We start from the raw sequence: 18,271 nt of genomic DNA, 5'->3' as shown, positions 1-18,271 counted from the left end.
TAGTCAATAGGATATTTTTATAACCATGAAATAAATAAAATTGAAACTTATAAGCACAATAAGGATAATAAATTCATCTTTCATGTTATATTTGGCAAATTTTAAAAACGTATTGTTTTTTCTAGGTTTAAGTATTTCAGGGGAGCATTAATGAAAAAGCGAATGATCATCATGGGGATAGCCTTATTGATTGTTTTTGGTGGAATCATTGCTTTTAACCTGATCAAGGGAGTATTGATTAAGCGTTTCTTTGCAAACTATCAACCTCCCGCTGTCTCCGTTGCTTCAGCTGTCGCCCAGGCAGTAGACTGGCAACCGACGATTAATGCGGTGGGTAATTTCGTTGCATCTAATGGGGTTGATATCAGTTCTCAAGCTTCAGGAAACGTAGTAAAAATTGATTTTGAATCCGGGCAGTACGTTGATAAAGACGCTCCCTTAATTACGATTGATGACAGCATTGATCAAGCAATATTAAAATTTAATCAAGCAGAATTAACCCTGAAAACCTTAAGTTATAAACGCCAAAATGATTTATTCAAGCGAGGTGCCTCGCCAATTTCCAATGTTGATGAAGCCAAAGCAAATCTTGATCAAGCCCAGGCAAAATTGGATCAAACCCAAGCACAAATCAATCAAAAACATATCACTGCTCCCTTTGCTGGAAAATTAGGTATACGACAAGTCAACCTTGGGCAATTTATCAGCCCTGGGCAAACAACAATTGTTACCTTGCAAGCACTTGATCCTTTGTATCTGGAATTTTATCTCCCAGAACAACTCTACAAACGTATCCGACCGGATCAAACCATTACATTTTCCGTAGAAGCATTCCCTAATGCTCTTTTCGAGGCTAAGGTCACTGCAATTAATGCTAAAGTGGATGTCAATACACACAATATGTTAGTTCAGGGTACTCTTGCTAATTGCCCTACAGCAGCAATTAAAGATCCCAAAAAATCTCCATTAATAAAAACCCGAAAAGAGCCTATGGGAGATAAACAAATTGTCTCTTGCAGTACCGATTTAAACAGTAAAAATAAAATTCATAATTTTACCTTTGTACCGGGCATGTTTGCTTCGATTGAAATAAGCCAACCCCCTGAACCTAAAACGGTCATTGTTCCTTCAACGGCTGTATCTTACAGTTTATACGGTAATGCAGTTTACATTATAGAAAAAAATGCAGACGGAAAGAAAAACCCAGATGGTTCCGATCTGCTTACGGTCAAGCGCGTTTTTGTCACCACAGGTGAGCAACGTGGAAATTATACCGTAATCAAGAAAGGAGTTAAGGAAGGACAACTCGTTGTAAGCGCCGGAGAAATAAAATTACAAAACGGTACGCCTGTTGTAATCAATAATGATGTCAAATTAAATGAACTCAGTAATCCGGATATGTTGGAACAATAAAATCAGTTGAACGCGTAACGTAGCCTAAATGCGGCGAAACAGAAATGCCATGAAGTTAAGTTTACCTTGAGCTTATCCTACGTTCCGCGGCTTGTCCGCGGAATCCAGAAATAATGCGACATCACTGGATCCCGCGGACAAGCCGCGAGATGTAGACAAGAGACTTGGTTTCTTAACTTAATAACAGTGAGCCTGAGTATAGGCCTATTACAAAAATTTTTTTAATCAGGAACAGTTATGAAATTTACCGATCTTTTTATCAAGCGGCCTGTACTTGCCATGGTAATTAGTTTGCTCATTTTTCTTTTTGGTATTAACTCCATCTATAACATGCAAATTCGTCAATATCCTCGCATGGATAATACCGTAATTACCATTATGACAGCTTACCCGGGAGCAGATGCCGATCTTATTGCAGGATTCATTACCTCGCCTCTAGAAAAAGCGGTAGCAAGTGCAGAAGGGATTGATTACATGACCTCTTCAAGCACGCAAGGTTTAAGCACCATCACCTTGAATATTAAATTAAATTTTGATCCGCAAGTAGCCTTTACTGATGTAATGAGCAAAGTGCAACAAACCCTGAACCAACTTCCTAAAGAATCCCAACAACCGGTTATATTAAAAGCATCTGATAGTTCCACAGCATTAATGTACATCAGTTTGGACAGTACAGAAATGACCCCTCAGCAAATCACGGATTACGCCACTCGTGTCGTACAACCGCAATTGCAAACTGTAGATGGGGTAGCAAAAGCAGAAATTTTAGGTGGCGCAACTTACTCCATGCGAATTTTCCTTGATCCAATTAAAATGGCCGCGCTGGGAGTTTCCCCTTCAGATGTTTCTGCCGTACTTGCTAAAAATAATTTCCTCACAGCTGCCGGAAATACTAAAGGTGAATATGTAGCAATCAGTGTCACTGCGAAAACAGATCTGAATGATACGACGCAATTTAGTAATTTAATTGTCAAAAGCGATAAAGGATCTATTGTGCGTTTACGCGATGTCGGCAAAGTTGAATTAGGCTCACAGGATTATGATACCTCAGTCACATTCAATGGAAAAAAAGCAGTATTTATATCCATTACCCCAACACCCACAGCAAATCCTCTTACTGTAATTAGCGATGTAAGAAAAATACTTCCCTCAGTCATCAAAGAGTTTCCACCGTCTCTATCAGGAACAATAGTTTATGATGCAACAGAGTTTATTAGAGCATCTTTGGATGAAGTGACTCATACCATTATTGAAGCAGGCGTAATTGTTATCGTAGTCATTTTTCTATTCCTGGGATCGATTCGCTCAGTATTCATTCCTATCGTCACTATTCCCCTTTCATTAATTGGGGTATGTACTTTGATGCTTATGCTTGGATACAGCGTCAATTTACTTACCTTACTTGCTTTTGTTTTGGCTATTGGTTTGGTGGTTGATGACGCAATTGTGGTCGTAGAAAACGTTCATCGTCATATTGAGGAAGGAAAAACTCCTTTTGATGCTGCATTGATTGGGGCTCGGGAAATAGCCACCCCTGTTATTGCAATGACGATTACACTTGCTGCAGTGTACGCACCCATTGGGTTTATGGGTGGACTGACGGGAGCTTTATTTAAAGAATTTGCTTTTACATTGGCCAGTGCAGTAATCATTTCTGGAATCATTGCTTTAACCCTCTCTCCCATGATGTGCTCACGGGTGTTATCTAAAGAGATTGGTAGTGGTAAGTTTGTTCATTTTCTCGATAATTTTTTCAATAAGCTTAAAGTAAAATATCAAAATGCATTACACAGTTTACTGAACACCCGAGTAATTATGCTGTTTTTTGCAGGGGTTGTTATCATTATGCTGCCTTATCTTTATACTCATACTTCAGCAGAAACTGCTCCTGATGAGGACCAAGGCTTCTTTTTTGTCATGGCGATGATCCCTCAATATGCGACACTTAATTATATTGAAGCCTTCACCAAACCATTTGATGCGATTTATAAAAGCTTCCCCGAAACAGAAAATTATTTTACCGTAAACAACAGCAGCCAAACCATCTCTGGAATGGTATTGAAACCATGGAACCAACGCAGTAAAAGCCAGTTTGCTTTAAAACAACCTTTGCAAGATAAGCTATCACAAGTTGCAGGCTTAAATGCTTTTGCAATTGTTCCTCCTCCTCTTCCAGGCGGCGGGGGCGGTACACCAGTACAATTCGTCATCAAAACAACGAATGACTTTCAAAGCTTACTCGATGTTTCCAATAAACTGACCGAAAAAGCCCAAAAAAGTGGTTTATTTATTTATGTCGATAATTCACTCAAATTCAATAAGCCACAAATTGTATTGGACATTAATCGCTCCAAAGCTTCAGAAATGGGGTTGGATATGCAAGCAGTTGGAAGCAGTTTAACCAGTGCTTTGTCAGGCGGTTATGTGAATTATTTTAACTTAGAAGGCCGCAGTTATCAGGTAATACCCCAATTAAGCCGATCATTTCGTATGACTCCCGAGCAATTAGGACAAATATATGTAAAAACCATGAACGGCACCATGGTTCCCCTTTCAACCGTAGTCACTGCCAAGGAAAAAACGGCACCTAACGCAGCGTCACATTTCCAACAAATGAATTCAGCGACCATTCAAGCAGTCATGATGCCTGGAAAAACACTAGGAGAAGGTCTAGCGTTCTTACAAAATGCCGCCAATGATACTTTGCCTAAAGGTTTTTCCGCTGATTATGGTGGTGAGTCAAGACAGTTTATCCAAGAAGGAAGCGCCCTGCTCTTTGCGTTCGTTTTTGCAATCATCATTATCTTTTTGGTACTTTCAGCCCAATATGAAAGTTTTCGCGATCCTTTAATCGTTTTAATCAGCGTGCCTATGTCCATCTGTGGTGCCTTAATTCCTTTGAATTTGGGCTTGGCAAGTATCAATATCTACACCCAGGTCGGTTTGATTACCCTAATTGGATTAATTTCTAAACATGGAATTTTAATCGTTGATTTTGCCAACCATTTACAACGTGAAAAAAATCTGGATAAACGAGCAGCAGTAGAAGAGGCTGCTGGAATCAGATTAAGACCCATTCTCATGACAACTGCTGCGATGGTATTTGGTGTATTACCTCTTTTGATTGCCAGTGGAGCAGGCGCAGTAAGTCGTTTTGATATTGGACTGGTTATTGCAACTGGCTTGCTCATCGGAACGGGATTCACTTTGTTTGTAGTTCCAACTTTGTATACTTACATTGCTGAAGACCATCGTTCCAAAAAATCCGAACCTCAGTTTGATGAAGCAAAAATTCCAGATGTTCAAGTACCTACTCATAATCATTAAAATAATAGCCTGGGCGAGGCATAGCCAAACCCGGGATAATTTTAACAGCCACCAACTTAACTTTAAGTCTTCAATCTTTTGTAATCAATTCTAAATTTCTTATACTTCATATAAGGGAGAATCATTAAAAGGGTAAAATTGTGACGCCTTTTAAACGAGTTAACTTAAATTTAATATTGCATCTGGATGCCTTATTAACTGAAAAAAGTGTCAGTGGTGCTGCTGCTAAAGTATTCGTCAGTCAACCTGCAATGAGTACTTCTTTGAAGCAACTTAGAGAACTATTTAAGGATCCGCTGCTCATTCCCGCTAAAGGGGAATATCTTCTTTCTCCAAAAGCGAAAGAATTGCAACCACAATTAGAACAAGTAATGTTTGATTTAAAAAATATCTTGCACCCTAGTGAACGCTTCGCTCCCCTTCATTCAAAGAGATCATTTAAGATTGCGCTACCGGATTATGTTGAATTAATCTTGTTGCCTTCCTTAATTTCAGCCCTGGAAAAACTACCCCATATTGTTATTGAAACCACTATTGAGTCCATGGCTGATAACCCTCTTCTATTTATTGATGAGAACGTCGATATCGCCATTGGGGCTATTAATGAAAACTCACTCCCCTCGTTGCTTAAAGCTGAAAAATTATATGAGGAAGAAATTATTTGTTTTGCGAGCCAGAATAATCCACTAATAAACCAGCCCATGTCTTTAAAAGATTATTTGACCAGTAAACATATTGCCTTTAGTTTTAATCCAGCCCGATACAGCCATTCAGCGGAATATTTACATAAAAGGAAAAAAGTACGTAATGACATGCTCTTTGTAAAAAATATTTTGCCCGCTATTTTTGCAGTAGCCAATTCCGACACCGTTATCTCCACGGCCCCTAGTTTTTTGATTAATATTTTTTCAGAACAATTTAATTTAAAAATGCAACCTCTACCGTTCAATCTGGAACCAACCCCTATTTACCTTGTAATGCACAGTAAGAGTCAATATGACGAAGGAGTACATTGGTTATCCAGATTAGTCAGTTCAAGCATTAAAGATTTGAACAAGTGGTAAAAGACTTGCATGTTTAAAGACATGCAAGTCTTTCAAATTCCCTCAGAAATTGCTGCGGATAACAACCTCCCTAAGTCTCCATAAGAAATTTGTATACCTCACATATAAATAATCAATTTTTAATAAATATTTTGAGCATTTATTATGCGCATATTGGTTAATCATAAATCATATTCATCACATAATTCACAAGGTCATAAAAATGAAATGTTCCACGCATGAAGAAAGAATGCAGCATCCACAAGCCAAATTAATCCCGCAAACCCTCTGGGATATACTTTTTTTAGAAGAACTCCCTGACTGTTTAATTCCCCTAATGCAAACGAAAGATGAGCATTTGTTAATTGATCGACTAAAAGCAATCCCCCTCCCAGTCTCTAAAAGCGAAATACTATGTCTATGGTTAGGGATTGCGTTCAGTCATCCTGAATTTAATTCAGAATCCCTTCAGCATATAGGAGATATGTTAGGGATGTCGGATAAAGTGATGCTTCACGCTGCGGTTTTATGGGGTAATGAGAGTTATTTTAAGGATTTAATGACAAAATATTCCAGTTCATCGCAAGATATGATTGCTGCGGATAACAATTACATTTTTATCGAATCTATCCGATACGGTCATTTATATGTCCTTCAATACATAGCTGAAAAAGCTCCGGAAAAATTGCAAGAGATGCTCGCTTCTGAGAATTATCTTGCTTTTAGCTGCGCTTTCCAAAAAAGTCATTTATCAGTTCTTCAATTTTTGGCTGAAAAAGTCCCGGAAAAATTGCAAGAAATAATTGGTGATAACATTTTTTCTGTTTTTCATCGCACCATAGAAAACGGTAGTTTATCCGTCCTTCAATTCCTGGCTGAAAAAGTTCCTGGAAAATTTCAAGAAATGATTACAGATTACAGCATTTATATTTTTCTTTGGGCTACTTCAATACAAGACCCACTTCCTATCATCAATTTCTTACTGTCTCACGCCAATGCCTTTGCCTACGCCGAACAGCACCAGATTGAGTATCGTGAATATGTAACTCCTTTTATAACAAAAAAGCTTGCTGACCTTCAGGCCCTGAAAAATACCATCGAGCACGAAAATGCTTATGCAGTATTTGATATCACCTCCTCTGAGGAAGCAAAACTCTTATTTTATGTCTTAAGAAATCTCATCCGCCAAAATGACCCTGCACGAAGAGATGACATTCTACTCTTGATAGGCATCCCATCGGTGAAAGCATTAGCCCATACCGAAATCACACCTAATCACCCCAATGAATTATTACGTCTTGCCCTCAGTTTGGGCAATGAAACTGCGGCGGAACTCTTATTAGGAATTCCCGCCGTGCGCGAACTTGCCGCACAAAACAACTTTTACCGTGTGGAGCAACGCAATGGGCTTGATTTGCAGGCTTTAGCTCAAAATAGAGAATCCTCTATGACTGCGTTGACTCAAGGGGAGCAGAAACGACTTGAGAAGGCTATTACGCATTATCAGCCTATGCTCAAGCAAGCCAGTGTCCCTGCGGTGATGGAGGATTTATACACTACCCTCGCACAACAATATGAAAACAATCCAGCAACCCTCACCATCGAGCAACAAGGAAACCAAACCACAATCACGCTCCCCCTGGGCTGGGAAGCATTACAAGCCCTCCATCTCGATGCATCAACCTATCAAGATGCTCTGAAAGCCTATTATCAACATAAAGTGCATTCTGCATGGCGTTATTTATCCAAACCCAACCCCTGGATGCACGAACATGCCAGTTATGTTTATGTCAATCCGGATAATACTCAGGAAAAGTGGTCCACCTTTGAAGAATACCAATCGCTCATCGGCCTGCTTTATTTAGCAGTTATCGATAAAACCATGCCATGCCTTGACCATCATACCTTTGAATCAAGATTGGAACACTTCATCAATGAACTCGCTCTCATCGGACGCGCACATAATTGGGACAAAACACGTATCATCGCTGGTGCTGACGAAAACCAGGTCACGGAGGAATTTGATGATCTCGAAGGCGACAGACCCAGTTGCTTTTCAGGGGTGAAACGTCGTTTATTCCAATCCGTACTCGGCCATCCTTTTTTTATTCTCCTTACCGAGGACATCATCAAACAAGAAATTCGTGAATTTGTTCGCCAGCATTTTAAAGACAGCATTCATGATAGCAATCGCGACGCCATTAAAATCGCCTGGGAGAAAGGCATCATATTAGAAGAGAGAACTAATGAAGATTGGGAAGCCTTAAAAGCGATTGATATCCCTTATGAAAAATTGGATGTCTTCATCAATTCGTTAAAAAATAAATATGAGGAAGAGCAAATAGTCTCCTTTATACCTTATATCAAGAATAAATTTACCCTAAATAAGGATAAAGAGTATGAACGGGCGCATCTTCTTAAATTCGGCTACCTCCAGCTTGAAGAGCACCTTGAAGCGAATAACGAGCAAAAGGATGAACATCAAAGCAGCGCACAAGGACTCAGTCAATTTGGTCTGTTTGCTCCAGCAGAATCTTCATCGTCCTCAGAGCGAAACACTCAACAATGCCAATATGAATCATTCTAATGGAATTTGAAAATATAACTATGCAAGTCACTTTAATAAGTAAGCGTAATAACTGTCTTGAAATAAAATTCAAGACAGTTATTACGTATCCCATTAATAAATTTAAACAGCTTACATTGTTGCCTCTAATTAACTCAACTTACGATTGAATTTGTGATAATATTTCGTCTTTTATCAGTACAGGTTTAATCATGGATAAAATCTATTCCCCTGAAGCAATTGAAAAAGCATGCTATAAAAATTGGGAAAATCATCATTATTTCCAACCTCATGGTGACGGTAAAAAATATTGCATCATGCTTCCTCCTCCTAACGTCACAGGTAGCCTACACATGGGACATGGTTTTCAGCATACGATTATGGATGCGTTGACCCGTTATCATCGGATGTCAGGTGATAGAACTTTATGGCAACCTGGTACTGACCACGCAGGAATTTCAACGCAACTTGTTGTTGAGCGTCAGCTTGAGGCTTCAGGAATTTCCAGAAAAGATCTTAGCCGCGAACAATTTTTAGAACGCGTTTGGCAATGGAAAAACGAATCAGGTAATACCATCACGCAACAAATGAGACGTTTGGGTGCGTCAGTAGACTGGAGCCGTGAACGATTTACCATGGATGAAGGATTATCAGCTGCGGTACAAAAGGTATTTGTGCAACTCTTTGACGAAGGACTAATTTACCGCGGAACCCGTTTAGTGAATTGGGATCCTAAGTTAGGGACTGCAGTATCTGATCTTGAAGTACTTTCTGAAGAGGAAGATGGTTTTCTCTGGCATATTCGCTACCCAGTTGTTAACTCAAAAGAATCACTTATTGTAGCTACGACTCGTCCTGAAACCATGTTAGGCGACACAGCAGTTGCAGTACATCCTGAAGATCCGCGCTTCAAACATCTTATTGGGCAACAAGTTCATCTACCACTTTGTGATCGGACCATCCCCATAATCGCTGACGAATATGTCGATAAAGAGTTTGGCAGCGGCTGCGTTAAAATTACACCCGCCCATGACTTTAACGATCATGAAGTAGGTAAACGCCATAACCTTCCTGTTATAAATATCTTAACCAAAAAAGCCTCTATTAATAAGAATGCTCCTTTAAAATATCAGGGTATGGACCGATTTGTAGCCCGAGAACAAATGATTAAAGATCTGGAAGCAGCTGGCTTATTAGTTAAAACAGAACCCCATAAGTTAAAAGTACCTCGTGGCGAAAAATCGCATGTCATTATAGAACCCCTGCTCACCGACCAATGGTATGTAAAAACTCAACCATTAGCTGAGCCAGCATTAGCTGCTGTGAAAAACGGTGAAATTCGATTTATCCCAGAAACCTGGACCAAAACATATTTTCAATGGATGGACAACATTGAAGACTGGTGTATTAGCCGTCAATTATGGTGGGGACATCGGATACCTGCATGGTATGACAGTAATGGTAATGTTTATGTTGGGTATAGTGAAAACGATGTACGTTTTAAATATAAAATAAAAGATTCAACGGTGCTAAAGCAAGATGAAGACGTCCTGGATACCTGGTTTTCTTCTGCGCTTTGGCCTTTTTCAACTCTGGGCTGGCCTGAACGTACCCCAGAATTAGAACAGTTCTACCCCACTTCGGTACTCGTTACCGGCTTCGATATTATCTTTTTCTGGGTTGCCCGTATGATTATGATGGGCTTAAAATTTACCGGAAAAATTCCTTTTAAAGAAGTTTTTATTACTGGATTAATTCGAGATAGTGAAGGACATAAAATGTCCAAATCTAAAGGTAATGTGCTTGATCCACTGGACATTGTTGATGGAATTGATCTCGAATCACTTATTGCAAAACGAACTTCTAATCTCATGTTGCAATCAGTTCGTGACAAGATAATCAAAAACACACGTAAAGAATTCCCTGAAGGCATTAGTGCCTATGGAACAGATGCCCTTCGCTTTACTTATTGCTCTCTTGCATCTACAGGTCGTAATGTACGCTTTGATATAGGTCGAGTAGAAGGTTATCGCAATTTCTGCAACAAACTGTGGAATGCTGCGCGGTACGTATTACTCAATACCGATGAGGAACAAATAGATTTCGATGATGGAGCGTTTCAGTATACTCCAGCAGATCAGTGGATTTTATCCCGTTTGCAACACACCATAAGCAAAGTACATCATTATTTTGAAACATATCGATTAGATTTGCTATCAAACACGATTTACGAATTTGTCTGGCACGAATATTGCGATTGGTATCTGGAGTTATCCAAGCCCGTATTACAAGATGAACATGCCTTGAGTGCTTTAAAACGAGGCACTCGCAGAACCTTGATTCACGTTCTTGATCAAATTCTTAAAATGCTGCACCCTTTAATGCCATTCATTACAGAAGCAATTTGGCAGCGTACTACAAAGTTAACCACTGATGATGGCACAAGCATTATGATTAGCGCTTACCCTCAAGTGAATCATGAATTCATCAATGATACCATTGAAGAAGAATTAGAATGGCTAAAATCAGCGATTCAAGCTGTACGCACCATCCGTAGTGAAATGTCGATTTCACCGGCTAAACTTATTCCGCTTTATATTCGTAATATTACACCAGCGCTTAAAGAGAGAATGGAAAAATATCAGCATACTTTAAAAGCGCTGAGTAAATTAAACCATATTCATTATCTGGGAGCAGATGAAAAGGTACCTGTATCTGCAACTGCGGTATTGGGTGAAATTGAATTACTCATTCCTATGGCTGATTTGATTGATAAAGACGCGGAATTGGCACGTTTAACAAAGGAATTAGCTAAATTAGAAAAAGACATCGGGCTTGCTGAAGGTAAGTTAAATAACCCTAAATTTACTGATAAAGCACCTGCAGAAATTATTGCTAAAGAACGTGAAAAATTGGCGCAGGCACAGCAAACTAAAGAAAAGCTGTTACAACATAAAACCCGGGTAGAGTCCCTATAAAAATATTCTGTTTTAAAATAATTTTAAAACAACTTACTTACCGCGCTTTATGCGCGGTATCCAGGGAGAATCCAATGAAGAGAAAGATCTCTGAAAGCGGGGCAAGTCTGGATACCGCGCATACGTCGGCTAATTGGGTACAGATTAAAGATACAAGCCAGGTTGCTTGAAATCATGCTCGTATTCCTCATCAATCCTGGCTGTCAAGCAGTCAGCTTGTTAAATTAACCATTAGCTGAGACGTTCTCTTTATCTTTCCCAACAACCCTATGGCTGATCCAGCAAGCAAGCAACAAAGTAGATAACACTCCCAAATATACACCTATATTTTCCCAACCTGGACCGACCAATTGCAAAGCATCTGGGCTTTGAAAGATTGAAAAAGGAATAGCAAGCAACACGTCCATAATTGCAGAACCAGCTACCAAACCACAAGCAATTAGAGTCCCTCGTTGTTTGCGGATCATCGCTTCTTCTTTAACAGGAGTCGTGCGTTTCAAACGTTCCTGAACGAACAATGCAATCATACCGCCTATGAAAAGTGGAAATGAAGAGGAAAGTGGTAAATACATTCCTATGGCGATTCCTAAAATAGATAAATTTAAATAACGGCGTAATTTAAAAATATAATTGAGAAAAATACTAATCAGAATAATTACAGAACCAATCAACATCATGCTCCATGGTAATGAATTTCTGAACACAGCTTCCGTAATCGCAGCCATTAAAGCGGCGGTTGGGGCAGGTAACGATTGACTTATATCCATATTAGGATGAGGCATTACCCCCGCAATTCCATATACATTAAATAACAACTGCATTACCGGTGGAATAACTAAAGAAGAAATCACCACCCCCAACAATAACATCAATTGTTGTTTCCATGGTGTAGCCCCGACAAGCTGTCCCACTTTGAGATCTTGGGTATTATCATTCGCTATTGCCGCAATGCCGGTAACTACAGCGCCAATAATAATCGTAATTGCTTCAGCTGCCTGGATTTGTTGCGCACTTAAGGGTAATGGCAATAAACGATCAATAGCGACTAACAACAGCCATGCGGCAAAAAGCATTCCTGAGATGACCACTGAACTCCCAGGACTTGCCGTAACCCCTACCATACCTGAAAAATAGGCAGTAATAACCGAAAAAATAAAACCTATAAATAAGACATAAAGTACAGCAAAAAAAACTAGAGTTGGTGAATATTGATTATCCAATCCTACCTGTCCCAGAGGCAGAACAAACTGAAAAAAGAGAAACAAGATTGCGGCAAATGCACCAGTTCCTATCAATATATAAGGTAGTGGGATGTCCTTATCAATTCGCGGCAACTCAGTATCAACCTTTCCCCCTTTAGACATATATGCTTTCAGTGAAGTATGAATACTTCTAGAGAGTGGTTTAACTAATTTTAAAAAAGTCCACACTCCTGCAAACAACATAGCACCTATGCCCAGATAGCGCATTTCGCTGTTCCATAAAAAAGTTGCAGCTTGCTCAGCAGGATAATGATTTACAAATTCAGGATTAAAGTGGCTGACAACAGGCAATGCAACTAACCAAGAGATCACTGCACCCAAAAAGATACTAATCGCCATATCATGGCCAACAAGATAACCAGCACCTATCATCGTAGCGGAGAAACCCGCGCCAAGACCAAATAGCGATCGTTTTACCACAAACCAATAACCCCAACTGTTAGCAATTACTTTAAATCCTGTTTGGAATAATTCAACCAGAGAACCTACCGCTCCCCCAATTAATATGTCCTTAAGGCTCGTTTTTTCAACGGACGATTTTAATACTTCCGCAATGGCCCTTCCTTCGGGAAACTTTAAAGATTGATCATGGACTAAAATACGACGCAGCGGAATGGAAAATAATACCCCTAAAACCCCACCACAAACCGCAATGAAAAAATTAGTAAGGTAATCAAAATGATTCCAAAAACCAATAATAATTAAGGCTGGAATGGTATAAACAATCCCTCCTGCCACAGCTTCACCAGCGGATGCTGCGGTTTGCACTGCATTATTCTCAAGAATGGTTGAGTTTTTAAAAAAGCGCAAAATCCCCATGGAAATAATCGCAGCCGGAATGGATGCAGAAGTCAAAATCCCCAACTTCAAGGCAAGATACGCATTGGACATTGCCAATAAAACAGTCAGTATTATTGCAAGAAAAATAACTCGAAAAGTAAGTTCTGCTACATTTTTATCAGCAGCTATAAAAGGAGTATCAGCCATTAACGACCCCAAACACTATGCATTATTTCAGGATTGAGTAAAGAAGAAATTTGTGACAAAGGTATTTTTACCGTCTGCGGACCATAGACATAAGCCGCGACCTGGTACGTATCAAAAATAATATTTATTCCATCTGAAGAAAAAGACCAAATCTTATAATTTTTATCTATAGGCCTCGTACCTTCTTCAATCCATTTCTTATCGGAAATATTTTTCTCAGTAATTTTTTTGCTGCAGAGGCTGGCAATAGGTTTTAAATAATTTACTTCAGGACGAAATAACTCAGATAAATTAACCTGACGACCATTAATGAAATTTAATACCGCCACTGTATTTGAAGGATGTGCAGCTCCCCGGTGATAAATCGAAATATTAAAAGACACACTTAAGGCATTTTTCGTATTATAGGGCAAAGAATAAGTGACATTTAAACCTGTTTTTCCTGGTGCATCAGCAGGAATATCCGCATCATCCGTGATTTCTTTAAAAAAACTTTTTTGGGTTTTTTCAATGAAACTCAGTACTGCAGCATTGATACGGGGGTCTTTAAATTCTTGTGGGTATTTGATATCAAGAATATAAACAGGCGTCTCTTTTTTAATCGATACTGGATTTACAGCCCAAACAGCGAAAGAGCTTACGATAAAACATAAAGAGAAAATTGTTTTTAATGGTTTCAACATCATTTTATTTCCTAGTAATTATTCTCTGTAGAAACCCACTCCCCCGCAATCATCATACGATGTGATAAGGGATAGGCAAAATAATAACATAGAGCGGCACTGTCACTAACAGACCACAATACCAAATCAGCTTGCATACCTTTAGCAAGTGTACCAAGCGCTTTGTGCAAACCTAATGCTCTTGCCGCTTGACTTGTAACTGCCGCTAGTGCTTCCGGAACTGATAATGAAAAGAATTGACAGGCCATACTCATCATCAAACGTAATGAAGTAGTTGGCGATGAACCAGGATTACAATCGGTGGCAATTGCCATCCCCACCCCAGCTCGTCGCAGTAACTCCACTGGGGGTTTTTGTTTTTCACGCAGAAAATAATAGGCCCCTGGAAGTAAAACAGCAACTGTGTTTGCCTTTGCCATAGCATATGCTCCTTTCTCATCCAGAAATTCCAAATGATCACAGGACAAAGCGCCAAACTCTGCTGCAAGCTCACTTGCTCCAAGATTGGATAATTGCTCCGCATGACATTTTATAGGGAGATTTAATTTCCGTGCTGCCGTAAAAACTTGTTCTGTTTGTTTGAGTGAAAAAGCAATAGACTCGCAAAATACATCCACCGCATCTGCTAAATTTTCTTCAAACAATGCGGGCAGCATTTCGTGACAAAGAACATCGATATAAGCCTGGCTGTTTCCTTGAAATTCTGGGCCTATTGCATGTGCGCCAAGAAAGGTTTTCCTAACCCTTAATCCGGTTAGCTCACCTAAACGTCTTGCTACTCGCAGCATTTTCAATTCATTAGGCAAATCCAGGCCATAACCTGACTTAATCTCGACTGTTGTCACGCCATCAGCACGTAGGGCAAGAATTCTTGGTAAGGATTGTTGGAGCAATTCCTCCTCTGACGCTGCTCGTGTGTGATGTACTGTAGATAAGATTCCACCACCTGCTTTAGCAATTTCAGCATAACTCGTTCCCGCCAGTTTCATTTGAAACTCGGTTGATCGATTCCCCGCATAAACCAAATGAGTATGACAATCGATAAGCCCCGGAGTAACTAATTGTCCCTGACATTCTTCTTTATGTTGCAGTTCATAAAATTGCGAAGGCATTTGTGCTTGCGGCCCACACCATTCAATAAGACCATTTTTAATCGCAATAGCTTGCTCAGTTAACTGGTTTCCATGAGCATCAATGGTAGTTGCATTTAATAATAATTTTTCACATGCAGACATTAAAAATCCCAATAAAGAACTTGATGAGGCGGTTTAAGCCAGGCTTTATGATGTTCGGTATCATATATATCCCACTCTTTGGATATAAAAGTGTTCTTATCCACATCCAATAAAAGCCAAGTCAAGAATTCGGCAACTGTATCCGGTGAAATTAGGCGATTTGCATCGTGTAAGCGCTTATAAAAATTTATCTGCTCATAAGCAGGATTTTCGTTACTTCGAGCAATCTCTTGCATTTTTGTGTCAATTATTCCTGGCATAACACTGGCAAAAGCAATTGAATCAGACTCCAACTGCCAACATCTGGTTAACATCGATAAGGCGGCTTTAGATGTACAATACGCCCCCCATCCCTTAATTGCAAAATAAGCAGCGCCAGAACTGATATTTAAAACACGGCCATGCGTCAATTTATCATAGATCATTTGCGGGAGAAAAAGAGCAGGATTCAAATTGGTATTAAATGCATGACTCCAGTCTTTAGGCGCAACATCCTTAAGGAGAACCAAGGGATTTAAAGTTCCTGCATTGTTAACCAGGGCACTCACTTGATTCACATGATTCAGGCGATTTTTGATCGACTCTAAACCTTCAAGTGTTGAGACATCAGCGCAGATATATTGGATTTGTGAAGAAAAAGCCGCTGTTTCCTGCAATAAATCTTCTCTTCTACCTACGATTAAGATTGATTGATCTCGTTTTGCCAAAGAAAAAGCTAATGATCTTCCTATCCCACTTCCTCCACCGGTAATAACAATCACAATGTCCTCTTACTCTTTTGATTTGCCATGCGCAGATAATACCAGACATTGAATAAACTTGGCATAATTTTATGCGCATGCGTCGTGTAGGAGTTTAACAATATAAACCTAATTGTTCATTGACAAATGAAACTCGTGCAATGACTGTCATCTAGCTGCTAATTTATCTTTGTAAATTAATTTTGTTCTAGGTCATTATGCTCTAGCGCTGTGCACTCTGGAACTTTATAATGAGTGCAAATATATCAATCTTCACTTTTCTAAAACAAATGCATAAAGACACTCAACAAGCAGTTAATTTTATTAAAGCCAACTTGGATTTTTTTTGTGCTCCATTCCTTGATCAAAAAGAATTTCAACATTGGACTTTGAGTTCAGGACAAGAACGGAACATTAGAAATCTGACGGATTCTCTTCTGCTACCTTTGACCAATCCTACTTCTTACATCGCAGAGTTTATTGATGCATTAATAGGCAAAGCGCTTGAGCCAAAAGATACCTATTGTATGCGATATGGAGATGAACAACGCCTTATTAATTTATTGGAAAAGAATAGGTCTCTGAGACGCTCTATCTTGATGACTGCCACAAATCCTTCAATCAAAAAGTGGAATGAGGATCATCCCCTAATACTCAGTAAGAGTAAAAAATTTTTCACTATATACGAAGCAGTAAAAACAATAGAAGAAAAAATCAGAAATCTTTCCCCCCAATTTAAGGAAGAGGCTGAATGCTCATTGGCTTCCATATCCCTTATAAAACAGGAGCTCTATCATTTAATTGATGCAGAAAAAAGTGAACGTGGAGAAATGCTTCATTTTCATAACCAATGCTCTCAATTAATTCGCCAAGCAAAGCAGGATTTAATCCAGAGATGGGGAGGACATCATGAGTTGAAACATGTTCTCTTTTTAATTGGTGAAGTGACTCATCACATTTTTTCCAATGGAAATCCCTATTCATTTTTCAATGAGCATTCAAAAATCATGGAATCATTTAGCCAATTAGAAACTACCCTCTCTAACTTATAAAATAGTACAGGTCCTGAATTGTTCCATCCTTTCTCCTTGCGCGGAAGTTTCTCTATTTTCAAATTCATGATCTAATTGCTGGATGGATTGAATGAAATGGATATCATCTTCATTCAAAATGACTTTGGAATTAAAGAAATAAGTTCCTTGCGATTGGGAAAACCCGAGTTTATAAAAGAAATAGAGGCTTCCTTGATTTTCCTTTGTTCTTTCTTGTTGCAGGTAGCCTTCAACAAGCTTTGTGTAACGTTGATTCCAATAAGGTGTTTTCATCCAAAAATTGATAATCTCAGCAGCAAGAAATAAGAAATGCTCACTATTTGAAGTAACATAATCTTGTTGCACAAGACAACGAATTAAATGAGATATTAGAATATTATCTTTATTCTGTCCCGCCTCAATAAATAATTGAATAAACAATTGATGCCAACGAGCTTTATCTTTAGAAATGACTCCTGTCCCTGTTCTTAAACTCAACATGAGATCGTTTAACGCCTCATAATAATCTAATCTAAAAGAAATAAGATAATACTGGATCGCTTTTTCTTGATCTCTAAGAGTTAAAGTGATCTTATCTTGATGACGCCCGGCATGGATTAGAGCTAAGTAATAAGCTGCATGCTTATTTTTGTTCGAAACAGATTGCCTTAAATACTCAAGACCACGTTGAAAAGTTATTTCATCTTCTTGTGAAATGGTATTTAAAACACCTAAACAGAAAAGAGTTAATGATGTTAAATCGGCTGAAGTTGTATCGGCAAGAGTCAATTGCAATCGGTTAACTGTCTCCATTTTTGCTTCCTGGTTCACGCATAATGAACAATCCAAAGCCGAATGAGTTTTCTTTTGCGTAGTAATGTACATGAGATGCATGGCGATTCTCCATACGGTTCTCATTTCTTCAATAGAATGATAAGGGTGAAGTGAGGCGGATCCCATGTTTAAGCCCTAAATGATCAAAAAAATAACCATTTTAGACTAAGCG

12 protein-coding genes are annotated in these 18,271 nt (G+C 39.0%); 6 read left to right on the top strand and 6 right to left on the bottom strand.

The window, feature by feature from the left end:
• Window positions 1-150: 150 nt before the first annotated feature.
• Window positions 151-1,413: an efflux RND transporter periplasmic adaptor subunit gene (locus FOLKNPGA_RS05415; RefSeq protein WP_182352031.1), complete on the top strand. Its 1,263-nt coding sequence runs from the start codon at window positions 151-153 to the stop codon at window positions 1,411-1,413.
• Between the two features lie 72 nt (window positions 1,414-1,485).
• On the opposite strand, the gene FOLKNPGA_RS19185 is transcribed toward FOLKNPGA_RS05415, so the two are convergent.
• Window positions 1,486-1,554 (bottom strand): hypothetical protein, encoded by a 69-nt coding sequence (locus tag FOLKNPGA_RS19185; RefSeq protein WP_370529200.1) that lies wholly within the window; start codon window positions 1,552-1,554, stop codon window positions 1,486-1,488.
• Window positions 1,555-1,650: 96 nt separating this feature from the next.
• On the opposite strand from FOLKNPGA_RS19185, the gene FOLKNPGA_RS05405 reads away from it, so the two are divergent.
• The 4 genes from FOLKNPGA_RS05405 (at window position 1,651) to FOLKNPGA_RS05390 (ending at window position 11,327) form a co-directional block, all read left to right on the top strand.
• A complete protein-coding gene (locus FOLKNPGA_RS05405) occupies window positions 1,651-4,740 on the top strand; it encodes an efflux RND transporter permease subunit (protein ID WP_182352030.1) in 3,090 nt (1,029 codons plus the stop codon).
• Window positions 4,741-4,877: 137 nt separating this feature from the next.
• A complete protein-coding gene (gene lelA, locus FOLKNPGA_RS05400; RefSeq protein ID WP_182352770.1) occupies window positions 4,878-5,804 on the top strand; it encodes a LysR family transcriptional regulator LelA in 927 nt (308 codons plus the stop codon).
• Window positions 5,805-6,006: 202 nt separating this feature from the next.
• On the top strand, window positions 6,007-8,370 hold the full coding sequence (locus tag FOLKNPGA_RS05395) for a hypothetical protein (RefSeq protein WP_182352029.1): 2,364 nt from the start codon (window positions 6,007-6,009) through the stop codon (window positions 8,368-8,370).
• A 191-nt stretch (window positions 8,371-8,561) separates the two neighbouring features.
• Window positions 8,562-11,327: a valine--tRNA ligase gene (locus tag FOLKNPGA_RS05390; RefSeq protein ID WP_182352028.1), complete on the top strand. Its 2,766-nt coding sequence runs from the start codon at window positions 8,562-8,564 to the stop codon at window positions 11,325-11,327.
• A 224-nt stretch (window positions 11,328-11,551) separates the two neighbouring features.
• On the opposite strand, the gene FOLKNPGA_RS05385 is transcribed toward FOLKNPGA_RS05390, so the two are convergent.
• Genes FOLKNPGA_RS05385 through FOLKNPGA_RS05370 form a run of 4 tightly spaced genes read right to left on the bottom strand, consistent with a single transcriptional unit; the run spans window position 11,552 to window position 16,255 of the window.
• Window positions 11,552-13,576 (bottom strand): OPT family oligopeptide transporter, encoded by a 2,025-nt coding sequence (locus FOLKNPGA_RS05385; protein WP_182352027.1) that lies wholly within the window; start codon window positions 13,574-13,576, stop codon window positions 11,552-11,554.
• Window positions 13,576-14,259 carry a DUF3298 and DUF4163 domain-containing protein gene (locus FOLKNPGA_RS05380; RefSeq protein WP_182352769.1) on the bottom strand — a complete coding sequence of 228 codons (684 nt, stop codon included), beginning with the start codon at window positions 14,257-14,259 and terminating at the stop codon, window positions 13,576-13,578. The genes FOLKNPGA_RS05385 and FOLKNPGA_RS05380 overlap by 1 nt, the downstream gene beginning before the upstream one ends.
• An 11-nt stretch (window positions 14,260-14,270) precedes the next feature.
• On the bottom strand, window positions 14,271-15,494 hold the full coding sequence (gene hutI, locus FOLKNPGA_RS05375) for an imidazolonepropionase (protein ID WP_182352026.1): 1,224 nt from the start codon (window positions 15,492-15,494) through the stop codon (window positions 14,271-14,273).
• Window positions 15,494-16,255 (bottom strand): SDR family NAD(P)-dependent oxidoreductase, encoded by a 762-nt coding sequence (locus FOLKNPGA_RS05370; protein WP_182352025.1) that lies wholly within the window; start codon window positions 16,253-16,255, stop codon window positions 15,494-15,496. The genes hutI and FOLKNPGA_RS05370 overlap by 1 nt, the downstream gene beginning before the upstream one ends.
• A gap of 230 nt (window positions 16,256-16,485) precedes the next feature.
• Between FOLKNPGA_RS05370 and FOLKNPGA_RS05365 the strand changes: the two genes are divergently transcribed.
• Window positions 16,486-17,286 (top strand): hypothetical protein, encoded by an 801-nt coding sequence (locus FOLKNPGA_RS05365; protein WP_182352024.1) that lies wholly within the window; start codon window positions 16,486-16,488, stop codon window positions 17,284-17,286.
• On the opposite strand, the gene FOLKNPGA_RS05360 is transcribed toward FOLKNPGA_RS05365, so the two are convergent.
• Entirely contained in the window at window positions 17,281-18,159 is an 879-nt protein-coding gene (locus tag FOLKNPGA_RS05360) for a hypothetical protein (RefSeq protein ID WP_182352023.1), read from the bottom strand. The two genes, FOLKNPGA_RS05365 and FOLKNPGA_RS05360, sit on opposite strands and share 6 nt — an antisense overlap.
• Window positions 18,160-18,271: the final 112 nt, after the last annotated feature.

It is taken from the genome of Legionella sp. PC1000, from assembly GCF_014109805.1.
Classification (GTDB): Bacteria; Pseudomonadota; Gammaproteobacteria; order Legionellales; family Legionellaceae; genus Legionella; species Legionella resiliens.
The sequence above is the reverse complement of the archived record's forward strand: the minus strand, read 5'-3'. Positions and strand labels throughout refer to the sequence as shown.